The sequence below is a fragment of the Lentzea sp. NPDC055074 genome (genome assembly GCF_053608005.1).
The window spans coordinates 35843-47394 of sequence record NZ_JBSGUQ010000003.1 but is presented as its reverse complement, the minus strand read 5'-3'; the positions used below and the strand labels follow the sequence as shown (position 1 = coordinate 47394).

Genomic DNA, 11552 nt, shown 5'->3' with positions numbered 1-11552 from the left:
CGAGGACGAGGCGGCACATGACCGGACCAGACGGCACGCAGTCCGACAACGAGGCGCACGTCCGGGGCTCCGGAACCGCGTACCAGGCGGGCCAGATCCACGGCGACGCCCACATGGGCAACACCACGCGCACCACCACGATCAGCCTGCCCGCGTTCGGCGTGGTCCTCGGCGTGGTGATGACCCTGGTCGTCGGGTTCGCCGTGTGGAAGCTCGTCGCGACGGACGAGCAGCAGGGCGCGGCAGCGACGCCCACCGCGAGCGGCACGAAGACCCCGCCGGACGGCATCAGGACGAAGGAGGTCACCCTGACCCGCGGCACCGGCGTGGACGTCGACGGCAACGACGTCGAAGCCAGGGAGGCCGAGGGGGCCACCGGCGACATCGACCTTCACATGACCCGGTTCAACCTCCTGTACCCGAGCGGAAGCGGGTTCGCCGCGGACAGCGGCCACGAGGACAAGGCTCAGGAGCGGTGCACCAAAGCCGTCGCCGGCAGGAAGAACATCGACGGCCCGACCATCCCGACGACCCTCGGGCAGCAACTGTGCTTCGCCACGTCCGACGGCCAGGTCGGCTGGCTGCGCGTGAAGAGTTCCTCCGCGGCGTCGTTCGACGCGAGCAGCTCGGTGGTCCTGGCCGTGCGCGTGTGGCCGCGCCCCTAGCGCTGTCCTGCGAGTCTCGGCGGGCGAGAGCGGCGGCCGAGGGCCCCGGAAACGGCACCGCCGCGACGCCCGAACACGCCCGGGCGGTGCCGTTTCCGGGACTCTCGCCCGCGTCTCTCACCTGACGAACTCGCAGGACGGCACCTAGCCCTCGATCGACTCCTCGATCGACCGCAGCGTCGCCTGCAGCACGGCGTCGCGATGCACCCCCGGCGGTAGCGCCCGCCCGACCGACACCGCACCGATGATGGACGCCACGAGCGCCCACGCCCGCCGCCTCCGCTCCTCCTCGTCCCCCGGCATCGCGGGCACGACGAGCGCGACCATCTTCGAGATCTGCAGCTGGTAGACCTGACGCACCGAGTCGCTCGCCCTGGCCACGTCCGCCGTGAGCGCCGACAGCGCACAGCCGTCGGAGACGCCCTCGCAGTGCTCCTCGCTCAGGTAGCTGTACATGAGCGCGACGAGCCTGCGCCGCCGTTCCCGCACGTCATCGTCGCGCAGCGCCTCGAACTCCGGGCTCGTGTACTCGCGGATCACCTGCTCCAGGAACCCTTCCTTGCTGCCGAAGTGGGAGTAGATCGCGCCGGAGGTAACCTCGGCCGCCGCGGCGAGCGCGTCGACGCCCACGCCGTGGAAGCCCTTCTCCTTCAACGGACGCGCCGCCGCGGCCAGGATCGCTGCCCTGGCCTGCTCTTTGTGGTCCTTCGCGTACCGCACGCCGAACTCCCGACTTGACTTCCGCTGGGGCCATGATCATACGATAACGCTCGTTACATAGCGATCGTTATTCTATGAATCCGTGAGGGGACCATGACCGCGAACACCGCTGTCACACGCACCGTCGACGTCGAGGGCACGCCGTTCGCCTACCGCGAGGTCGGGCTCACCGAGGGAGTGCCGCTGGTGCTGCTGCACCACTTCACGGCGGTGCTCGACGACTGGGACCCGGCCGTCGTGGACGGGCTGGCCGCGCGGCACCGGGTCGTCCTGGTCGACCTGCGCGGGGTGGGCGGCTCGGGCGGCACGACGCCGGACAGCGTGGAGGCGATGGCCGCCGACCTGGCCGGTTTCGTGCGGGCACTGGGCTTCGCCGAGGTCGACCTGCTCGGGGTGTCGATGGGCGGCATGATCGCCCAGGTGCTCGCGCAACGGGAGCCCGGACTGGTGCGGCGGATGATCCTCGCCGGCACCTCACCCGCTGGGGACGCGGGCCCCGCCAACGCGATGTCGTTGCTGCAGGGCGCTTTGCACGAGTCGGCGGCCGCGGGCAAGCACCCGAAGCACGTGTTGTTCTTCTCCCCCACCGCGACCAGCCAGGCAGCCGCGGACCGGTTCCTCGCGCGGCTGGGCGGGCGGACGCAGGACCGCGACGCCGAGGTGACGAACGAGACGATCGGCGCGCAGGCGGCCGCGCTGGCCAAGTGGGAGCAGGGCTCGTCCGCCGGCCTCGCCTCGGTGCGTCAGCCGGTGCTGGTCGTCAACGGGGACAACGACATCATGACCCCGACGATCAGCTCGTTCAACTTGGCGCAGTACCTGCCCAACGCGCAGCTCAGCATCTACCCGGACGCGGGCCACGGCGCGTTGTTCCAGCACCACGAGCTGTTCGTCGAGCAGGCGCTGGAGTTCCTCGGCGCGAACTGATGATCGGCCGGGCCGTGAGCCCGGCCGGCCGACGGTCAGGCCTTGGCGAACGTCTGCGCGAAGATCGGCAGCACGGACGTCAGCTGGGCTTCGGCCGCCGCCTTCGTCTGGCCGGACGCCACCACGTCGGTGATGAGCGTGCCGCGCCCCATCAGCGCGTGGCACGACCACGGAACCAGTTCCGGGTCCTTGTTCGTCTCGCAGTGCGCGAAGAAGTCCTCGACGCCCTCCGGCTTGGTGACCGCCTTGGTCTCCTCGGCGGCGCGGTCCTTGGCGCAGCCGGTGAGCCTCGTCTGCACGGCCCCCATCAGCGCGGACGCCGTGCGGTCGGACATGGCGTGGACCCGCTGGAACAGGCTCACCCGTCCCGACCAGACGCGGGTGCGGGCGACCGAGGTGCCGTCGACGCGCATCTCGGACGTCCCGCAGAGGGTGGTGACGATCTCGCCGTCCGCACCGATCTCGGCGTCGGTCGCCGGCACGCTCGTCCTGACCTGGCCACCGACCGCGGCGAAGGCCTCGGGCGGCGCGATGGCCGCCTTGGCCCGCTCGTTCAGCGCGGCCGGGGTCGGCGGGGCCGTCGTGGTGGTCGTCGTGGTGGTCGGCGGTGCGGCCGCGGGTTCGCCCGCACACCCGGCCGTCAGCGCGACCACGGCCATGACGGCAGCACAAATCCTCGTGTTCAACTGATTCCCCCAGAATCACGCCCGGAAGCGGGCTCGCGGGAAGTGAAGCACACCGGTCACAGGTCCCGGCGGTCGAGGTGCTTGTGCAGCAGGCGGTCCAGCTCCCCGCGGAGGTCCAGTCCGCGCGTCAGCCCCAGCATCGCCCGCGCCAGGATCGAGGTCTGCTCCCCCACCACGAGCCCGATCCGGGGCACCCGCAGGGGATCCTCGATGCGCACGACCCGCATCCCTTCCGGTGTGCCGAACATCTGCAACCACGCGTGCGCGATGACGCTCGACCACTTCCGCGTCGCCACGTGCGCCCACAGCGTCGCCACGGTGTCGGCCTCGATCACCGGCACGGGCTGCACGCCCGCGTCGGCGAAGACCCCGTCGAGGATCCTCCGGTTGCGCATCTTGGAGGTCAGCAAGCACAACGGCAGCGCGGCCACGTCGCCCACCGCGCCTCCGGACGGTCCGCGATCTCCTCGTCCGCCGGCGTCAGGAGCACGTACCGCTCCTCGTACAACGGCATCGCGCGCTCCGAACCGTCCACGTAGGTCATCGCGATGTCGAGCTCGAACTCCTCCAGCCCGCGGGTGATCTCGGCGGAGGACAACGACTCCAGCGTCACGCGCACGTGCGGGTAGCGCTCGCAGAACGGCGTCGTCAGCAGCGGCGCCACCGGGAGCGCCGTCGGGATCGCCCCGATCCGGAGCACCCCCGACAGCGACTCCCGCATGCGGGAGAGGTCCTGCCGCAGCGCGTCGCGGTCGGCGAGCATGCGGTGCGCCCACAGCAGGACCCGTTCCCCCTCCGGCGTCAGCGCCTCGAACCGGCGGCCGCGGGACACGATCGGCACCCCGAGCTCGCGTTCGAGCTTGCTGATCGCCGCCGACAGCGACGGCTGGGACACGTGACAGGCCTCCGCGGCGCGCGCGAAGTGGCGTTCACGGGCCAGGGCGACCAGGTACTCCAGCTGTCGCAGCAGCAACTCAGGACACCAGCGACGTGCGCGAGAGCAGGTCGATCGCCGCGTAGACGTGCCGCAACGTCGGTGCCGGCACGCGGGTCAGCTCGGCGATCTCCACCACCGCGCCGATGATCGCGTCGATCTCAAGCCTCTTGCCGGCCTCCAGGTCCTGCAGCATCGACGTCTTGTGGTGCCCGACGCGGCGGGCGCCGTCGATGCGCTTGTCGATGGAGATCCGCGGGTCGCAGCCCGCCGCCCGTGCGATGGTCAGGGTCTCCGCCATCATCTGGGCCACCAGGTCGCGGCTGTCCTCGTGGTCGCAGATCTCGACCATGGTCGCGCGGGTCAGAGCGCTCAACGGGTTGAACGCGACGTTGCCCATGAGCTTGATCCAGATGTCCTCGCGGACGTCGGACTCCACCGGGCACTTCAGCCCGCCCGCGATCATCGCCTCGCTGAGCGCGACACAACGCGGGGAGATCGACCTGTCCGGCTCGCCGATAGAGAACCGCGTGCCCTCCAGGTGCCGGATCACACCCGGCGCCTCGATCTCGGTAGAGCAGTAGACGACGCAGCCGATCGCCCGTTCCATGGGCAGCACGGCGGTGACCGACCCGCCAGGATCCACGGCCTCGATCCGTTGTCCCTCAAGGGGATGCCCGGTCATGCCGTGGAAGTACCACCACGGGATCCCGTTCTGCGCCGCGATCACGGCGGTGTCCGGGCCCATCAGAGGTGCCAGCAGATCGCCTGACGACGCGTAGGAGTACGCCTTCAGACCGAGGAAGACGTAGTCGACCTCGCCCACCTCGGCGGGATCGGAGGTCGCATGTGGACGCGCGGTGAAGTCACCACGAGGGCTCAGCACCCGCACGCCGTGCTCGCGCATGGCGGCGAGATGGGCTCCACGCGCGATCAGGTGGACTTCCACGCCCGCACGATGCAAAGCCGCACCGACGTAGGCACCGATCGCCCCGGCTCCGAGAACAGCGATCTTCATAGCACGCCCCGCTCTGCCGCTCTCCGAGGAGAGATTGCATACAGTATACGGACAACACGGTTATTTCACCAGAAGTGCTTTTTGCATACGAAAAGCTGTATTCTGTCCGGCATGACCACTTCGCCCAGTGGCCGCCGGGCGCCCCGCGGCTCACTCAGTGCCGCGGCGAGCCGCCGGGTCGAACGCCCCGCGCCGCTGCGACAGGCCGTCTACGACGCCCTGCTCGAGCTGATCGTCAACCGCACCCTCGCCCCCGGCCAGCACCTGGTCGAGGCCGAGCTCGCCGAGTACCTGGGCGTGAGCAGGCAGCCGGTGCGCGAGGCCCTGCAACGACTCCAGACCGACGGCTGGGTGGACCTGCGCCCCGCCCAGGGTGCCTTCGTGCACACCCCGACCGAGGAGGAGGCCGACCAGCTGCTCGCCGTGCGCAGCGTGCTGGAGACCTACTCGGCCAAGCTCGCCGCCGAACACGCCACCCCGTCCGACGTGAAGCTTCTCAGGAAGCTCCAGAAGGCGGGCGAGGAGGCCCTGGTCACCGCGAACGTCGACCGCCTGGTCAAGGCGAACGCCGACCTGCACGCGGCCGTCGCGACGATCGGCCGCAACAAGGTCCTGTCCGAGATGATCGGCCTGGTCGACCGCCGGGTGCGCTGGTACTACACCCCGATCGCCCGCCCGCGCAGCCGCGACTCGTGGAACGAGCACGCCGAGCTGGTCACGGCGATCGCCGAGGGCGACGTGGAGCGGGCCGGCGAGGTCATGCACAACCACGCGGAACAGACCCGCCAGACCTACCACGACCGCAAGACGCCCGAGAGCACCACGGACAGCGACTGATCCCGCACGACCAGATCACCCAAATCGGTCATTTGGTACCGTACGGGTGATCCGCGCCACGATGGCGGCCGATTGCATACAAAACGCAGTATGCTGAATCGCGACAGGACGGGGTCGACGGAGACCCGCGAGAGGTTTCCCGGTGGGTGCCCTGATGGGTATCCGCCGGACACGACCCCGGCCGCACCCTGTTCCTCCCGTGCGACAGAGCCTGCCGGGCTCCTGCGCGCCCCGGGAGACACCATCGACCGCGAAAGAAGGAAAGTCATGTCCCGCTTCAAGGACTTCGCGCGCTCGCTCACCCAGCCGCGTGAGGGTTTCTCCGCGGACGGCCGCGCGCTGGGCCTCGGACTGTCCACCGCGCTGACGGAACAGCGCAAGGACGCCGAGGCCCAGGCGGCCGTGGCCAAGACGCTCCGCAAGGACGCCGAAGGCCACACGATTCACGGCTGAGAGTCCTTCACCGGAGCGTCTTCCTCGCTCCGGCGCGCACTCTCGGCATCCTCCACGGCGGACAGGGCAGCCCGTCGTGAGGTGTGCAGGCTCCAGACCGTCGTGACGGCGAGCGTCACGACGATGACCCCGAGGGACACCAAGATCGGGATCTCCGGGGCCCACGAGACACCGTGGTGGTGCATCGCCTCGAAGATGAGCTTGAACCCGATGAACGCGAGCACCACCGCGAGGCCCTTGCTCAGGTGGACCAGGCGGTCGAGAAGACCTCCCACCAGGAAGAAGAGCTGGCGCAGGCCCATCAACGCGAACGCGTTGGCGGTCAGCACCAGGTAAGGCTCCTTGGTGAGTCCGAAGATCGCCGGGATCGAGTCGACGGCGAACAGCAGGTCCGTGGTGCCCACCGCGACCATGACGATCAGCATCGGCGTGACCACTCGCTTGCCGTCGACGCGCGTCGTCAGCGACGCACCGTGGTAGACGTTCGTCGCCGGCAGGAACCTCTTCACCGCGCGCAGGGCGGCGTTCTCCGGGACGTCGGCCTCCTCGGTCTCGTCCTGCTTCACCAGCTTCCACGCCGTGAAGATCAGGAAGGCACCGAAGAAGTAGAACAGCCAGTCGAAGCGCGCGATCGCCTGCGCCCCGGCCGCGATGAACACGGCGCGCAGCAACAGGGCCAGGACGATGCCGACGATGAGCACCTTCTGCCGGTACTCCCTCGGCACCGCGAACCGGGCCATGATGATCACGAACACGAACAGGTTGTCGACGCTCAGCGAGTACTCGGTGATCCAGCCGGCGAAGAACTCACCTCCGTGGCCGGGCCCGGCGAACACCGTGACGCCGAGTCCGAAGAGGACGGCCAGGCCGACGTAGAAGAGCACCCAGTACAGCGACTCGCGGAACGACGGTTCGTGCGGCTTGCGCACCACCAGGTAGAAGTCGAACGCGATGATGGCGGCGATACCGCCCATCGTCGCGATCCACACCCAGACGGGAAGATCCAACATCCGTGGCTCCTTCGGCGGAAGGGAAGGTCAGCGGGAGGCGGTGGCTTCCGCACGCAGGCGCAGGCGCAGCGCGATGCGTTCGTGCAGCCACAGGAAACCGATGGCCCAGCCGAGGCTCACGATTCCTTGGTAGGCGAGGAAACCGGTCAGGTCCGAGGGCAGTCGGACCTGACCGGCGAGCACGAGGCTCACGGTGGTCTCGTGGATGAGCCTGGCCAGTGGGAACGCCACGAGCCAGTAGAGGGCGACGGGGGCGAACCGTCCGGCCGGGAGCCGGCCCGCCGCGACCAGCAGGCTGAACCCTCCGCCGAACGCGCCCAGCGGGAGGCCGAGCGCCACGGTGGTGACGAGGGCCCAGCCGAGCGGCTGGCCCACGAGCGCGGCCAGCCCTCCCGCGATGAGCCCGGCGGCCAGTCCGACGAACGCGCCGGGGACCGCTTCCTTCAGAAACCCTTCGCGGATCCGCATCTCAGCCCACCACCACGCCGAACTTGACGAGACTGAAGAACAGCATGCCCAGGTAGAACACCGCGCCGAAGCCGATGATGATGTTCGTGATCAGCTTGGGGCGGATGGGTTTGGGCAGCATCCGGTTGTTCACCAGCAGGAGCACCACGCAGTAGGCGCCCATGGCGAACGTCGACAGGAACGCGAGCACGTCGAGGATCGCGCCCGGTCCGTCGGCCGGTCCGAACAGCAGGATCAGGATGCCGAACGTGATGACACCCCACAGGAACCCCGCGTAGAGGTGCGACATGCGGAACTTCTTCGCGCCGGGCACGAAGTGGTACGTCATGTCGGCCTGGCCGCGGGAGAACGAGTCGAACAGGCCCAGCGTGGCGTTGAGGCCGATCAGCGCGATGAACCCGAGGAACACCCCGCCGAGCACCGGACCACCCGCCGAGGCGAAGGCGTCCGACATGGCGTTGAGCGCGGCCTCGCGTTCACCGGACTCGATGAGCGCCTTGACGTCCGGGCTGGTGCGGCTGGCGGACTGCGCGAGGACCGTGAAGGAGACCGTGACGAGCATCGTGATGCCCCAGAAGAGCAGCAGCGCGTCGAACGTGACCCAGCGCCGCCAGCCCTTCCACTTCGCGAGCTCCGCCTTGTCCTCGGTGTCGAACATGAAGCCGCGGGCCGGCATCTTCTCCTCCTCGCCCGCGTGCCGCAGCCCGCGGACCTTCGGGATGTGCGCGCCCATGCCGGCACCGCTGTCGCGCAGGTGCAGCGTGTACCACATCTGCTGCATGCCGGACGGGCCGGCGAACGCGATCGAGCCGACGATGATCGGGAACCACTCCGGCGACATGGCCTGCGCCGGGAAGTACCCGAACTGGAACATGCCGGACACCGTGCTCGTCAGGTCGCCCCACGTGCCGACCATCGCCGCCACCACGGCCGTGCTGACGACCAGCAGTCCGATGAGGATGGACAGCAGGTTCTCGAGCAGGTTGTAGATGACCTTGGCGAGGCTGAACAGCACGCCGACGAGGATCAGGCCCACGCAGGCCGACACCGTCCAGGGTATGCCGGTGATCTTCTCCAGGGCCGCCGCTCCGGCCGAGAGGTGACCTGGCCAGATGTAGACGAGCATCGCCACCACGAAGAAGAACCACATGATCGGTTTGAACACGCGTGCGGCGCCGAAGAAGATGCTCTCCCCCGTCGCCATCGCGTACCGCGCCATCTCGAGCATGACGACGGCCTGCAGCGTCACGCCGATGAGGAAGAGCCACCTGATGTCCGGTCCGAAGACCAGCACCAGACGGGGCCACATGTACGACTCGCCCATGCCCACGCCCAGAGCCACCAGGAACACCGTGGGACCGAGCAGGTGGATCGACGGTGGTGCGTCGGGGAGTTTCCTGATGGGCATCGCTTCCAGCCTGCCCGCGGGCCAGACGCGCTCTTCGCCCGATGCCTTGGCACCGTCGGGGGGCGAGCTGGTCTCCGTGCGAGCGGCCAGATTCGGATCATCCACGGTTAACAACCTCCAGAGGACCGGCTGTCTTCGTTGACCTCCCTGGCGGGTTCGCGACCGTGGGCGTGTTCACGGTCGCGGACGGGCCATCTCTCCTTGCACGCCGCAGTGGTCGCCGGTCTCTCCCAAGACCGGCGACCACCGACGACTAACTACAGCAAGCCGGCAGCACGGGCCCACCGGTACTTGGCACCCAGTACTGCGACAGGCTTCTCCGTTGTGTACGGATACGCAACCACTCCGTTGCGGTACAGGTACTCGCTGGCTTCCTCGACCTCGACGTCACCCGCGAGCGAGGCGACGACGGGCTTGTGGATTCCGTTCGCCCGGTACTCCTCCACGACGTCGACCACGAGCTTCGCGAACACCATCGGCGGCGTGACGATGGTGTGCCAGTAGCCCAGGATCAACGAGTGGATGCGGTCGTCGGCGAGACCGAGCGCGATGGTGTTCCGATACGTCGAAGGGGGTTCGCCGCCGGTGATGTCGACGGGGTTGCCCGCCGCGCCGAACGGCGGGATGAACTTCCGGAACGCCGCGTCCAGGTCGTCCGGGATGCTCATCAGGGAAAGTCCGTTGTCCACACAGGCGTCCGAGAGCAGCACACCAGAGCCGCCCGCGCCGGTGATGATGACGACGTTCTCTCCCTTGGGCGTGGCCAGCAACGGGATTCCGCGCGCGTACTCCAGCAGGTCGTTCAGGCCGGGTGCGCGGATCACACCGCTCTGTTTCAGGATGTCGTCGTAGACCCGGTCGTTGCCCGCGAGTGCGCCGGTGTGCGAGCTCGCGGCCTTGGCGCCCTGGTCGGTCCGGCCGGCCTTGAGCACGACGACCGGTTTCTTTTCCGAGACGCGTTTCGCCGTTTCCGCGAAGGAACGGCCGTCCTTCAGGTCTTCCAGGTGCATCGCGACGAGCTGGGTGTTCGGGTCGGACTCGAAGAACGTCAGCAGGTCGTCCTCGTCGATGTCGGCCTTGTTGCCCACACCCACGATGGACGAGACGCCCATGCCCGCGGAACGGCTGAATCCGAGGATCGCCATGCCGATTCCGCCACTTTGCGACGTGAGGGCCACTCCGCCCTTGACGTCGTACGGCGTGCAGAACGTCGCCGAGAGGTTCTCCGGCGTGTAGTAGTAGCCGTAGATGTTCGGGCCGAGGATGCGGACGCCGTGCTTGCGCGCGATCGCCACGATCTCGTTCTGCAGCTCGATGTTGCCCGTCTCGCCGAAGCCGGACGGGATCATGATCGCGCCGCCGACGCCTTTCTTGCCGACCTCCTCCAGCGCGGCCGGCACGAACTTGGCCGGGATGGCGAACACGGCGACGTCGATGTCTCCTGGGACGTCGGCGATGCTCGCGAACGCCTTGCGGTCTCCGATCTCGTCCGCCTTGGGGTTGATCGGGTAGATCTCGCCTTGGTAGCCACCGTTGACGAGGTTCTTCATCACCGAGTTGCCGATCTTGCCCTCTTCGTTCGAGGCACCGATCACGGCGACGGCGTTCGGCCGCATGATCCGGTTCATCGACGCGAGGATCTCGTCCTGGGTGAACCGGTGCGGTTCCTTGGCCGCGTCCTCGTCCACCAGGATGCGGACGTCGACCGCGGTGGCCCCTTGTGGTGTCGCCAGCACGGGATTCAGGTCGACCTCGGCGAGCTGCGGGAAGTCCGTGACCAGGTCCGACACGCGGTGGATCAGGTCGGCGAGCTTGCCCGCGTCGACGCCCTCGGCGCCGCGGACACCGCGGAGGATCTCCGCCGCCGCGATGCCGTCGACCATGGAGAGGGCCTCGGCGTTGCTCGTCGGCGCCAGCCGGAACGTGACGTCCTTGAGCACCTCGACCAGGATGCCACCGAGACCGAACGCGACGATCTTGCCGAACGTCTCGTCGGTGGTGGCGCCCACGATGACCTCGTGGACCTCTTTCCCGGTCGGCAGCTGCTGCTGGACCTGGACGCCGGTGACGTCCGCGTCCGCCTTGTAGTTCCTGGCGTTGTGGATGATCGTGCGGTAGCCCTCGGCGACCTCACTCGCCGACTTGAGCCCGACGAGCACGCCGCCTGCCTCGGTCTTGTGCAGGATGTCCGGTGAGACGATCTTGAGCACGACCGGGTAGCCGATCTCCTCGGCGAACGCGACCGCGCCCTCCGACGACTTCGCCAGCGCCTCGGCCGGGGTCGCGATCCCGTAGGCGTCGCAGACCCGCTTGCCCTCCGGTGCGGTGAGGGACGACCGTCCCTCGGCCCGCACCTTCGCGAGTACGTTCTCGACCGCGGCGCGGTCGTAGCCGTTGTCCGGCATGAGGATTCTTCTCCCTAAAGG

The 11552-nt window shown here is 68.6% G+C and carries 13 protein-coding genes; 4 read left to right on the top strand and 9 right to left on the bottom strand.

Annotation, left to right across the window (positions count from 1 at the left end):
* The first annotated feature begins 17 nt into the window (after positions 1 to 17).
* Complete coding sequence (locus ACWF7A_RS07570) at positions 18 to 665, top strand: hypothetical protein (protein WP_452249616.1); 648 nt, start codon at positions 18 to 20, stop codon at positions 663 to 665.
* 144 nt (positions 666 to 809) lie between these two features.
* Here the strand turns inward: ACWF7A_RS07570 and ACWF7A_RS07565 are convergent, their stop codons facing one another.
* A complete protein-coding gene (locus ACWF7A_RS07565) occupies positions 810 to 1385 on the bottom strand; it encodes a TetR/AcrR family transcriptional regulator (RefSeq protein WP_452249615.1) in 576 nt (191 codons plus the stop codon).
* Positions 1386 to 1478: 93 nt separating this feature from the next.
* Between ACWF7A_RS07565 and ACWF7A_RS07560 the strand changes: the two genes are divergently transcribed.
* A complete protein-coding gene (locus tag ACWF7A_RS07560; protein ID WP_452249614.1) occupies positions 1479 to 2312 on the top strand; it encodes an alpha/beta fold hydrolase in 834 nt (277 codons plus the stop codon).
* A gap of 35 nt (positions 2313 to 2347) precedes the next feature.
* Here ACWF7A_RS07560 and ACWF7A_RS07555 read toward each other — a convergent pair whose 3' ends face one another.
* The 4 genes from ACWF7A_RS07555 to ACWF7A_RS07540 all read right to left on the bottom strand — a co-directional run bounded on the left by ACWF7A_RS07555 (position 2348) and on the right by ACWF7A_RS07540 (position 4950).
* Positions 2348 to 2971 carry a hypothetical protein gene (locus ACWF7A_RS07555; protein WP_452249613.1) on the bottom strand — a complete coding sequence of 208 codons (624 nt, stop codon included), beginning with the start codon at positions 2969 to 2971 and terminating at the stop codon, positions 2348 to 2350.
* 83 nt (positions 2972 to 3054) lie between these two features.
* Positions 3055 to 3438: a LysR family transcriptional regulator substrate-binding protein gene (locus tag ACWF7A_RS07550; RefSeq protein ID WP_452249612.1), complete on the bottom strand. Its 384-nt coding sequence runs from the start codon at positions 3436 to 3438 to the stop codon at positions 3055 to 3057.
* Positions 3402 to 3971, bottom strand: coding sequence for a LysR family transcriptional regulator (locus tag ACWF7A_RS07545; RefSeq protein ID WP_452249611.1), 570 nt, complete (start codon positions 3969 to 3971; stop codon positions 3402 to 3404). The genes ACWF7A_RS07550 and ACWF7A_RS07545 overlap by 37 nt, the downstream gene beginning before the upstream one ends.
* A gap of 1 nt (position 3972) precedes the next feature.
* A complete protein-coding gene (locus ACWF7A_RS07540; RefSeq protein ID WP_452249610.1) occupies positions 3973 to 4950 on the bottom strand; it encodes a 2-dehydropantoate 2-reductase in 978 nt (325 codons plus the stop codon).
* A 111-nt stretch (positions 4951 to 5061) separates the two neighbouring features.
* Here ACWF7A_RS07540 and ACWF7A_RS07535 point away from each other — a divergent pair, with 111 nt between their 5' ends.
* Positions 5062 to 5787 (top strand): GntR family transcriptional regulator, encoded by a 726-nt coding sequence (locus ACWF7A_RS07535; protein WP_452249609.1) that lies wholly within the window; start codon positions 5062 to 5064, stop codon positions 5785 to 5787.
* Positions 5788 to 6054: 267 nt separating this feature from the next.
* Complete coding sequence (locus ACWF7A_RS07530; protein WP_189157726.1) at positions 6055 to 6240, top strand: hypothetical protein; 186 nt, start codon at positions 6055 to 6057, stop codon at positions 6238 to 6240.
* On the opposite strand, the gene ACWF7A_RS07525 is transcribed toward ACWF7A_RS07530, so the two are convergent.
* From ACWF7A_RS07525 to ACWF7A_RS07510, 4 genes are all read right to left on the bottom strand, one after another.
* On the bottom strand, positions 6231 to 7247 hold the full coding sequence (locus ACWF7A_RS07525; protein WP_452250145.1) for a TerC family protein: 1017 nt from the start codon (positions 7245 to 7247) through the stop codon (positions 6231 to 6233). The genes ACWF7A_RS07530 and ACWF7A_RS07525 overlap by 10 nt on opposite strands.
* 30 nt (positions 7248 to 7277) lie before the next feature.
* Entirely contained in the window at positions 7278 to 7718 is a 441-nt protein-coding gene (locus ACWF7A_RS07520; RefSeq protein WP_452249608.1) for a hypothetical protein, read from the bottom strand.
* Position 7719: 1 nt separating this feature from the next.
* Positions 7720 to 9231, bottom strand: coding sequence for an Nramp family divalent metal transporter (locus ACWF7A_RS07515; RefSeq protein ID WP_452249607.1), 1512 nt, complete (start codon positions 9229 to 9231; stop codon positions 7720 to 7722).
* Positions 9232 to 9383: 152 nt separating this feature from the next.
* A complete protein-coding gene (locus ACWF7A_RS07510) occupies positions 9384 to 11531 on the bottom strand; it encodes an acetate--CoA ligase family protein (RefSeq protein WP_452249606.1) in 2148 nt (715 codons plus the stop codon).
* Positions 11532 to 11552: the final 21 nt, after the last annotated feature.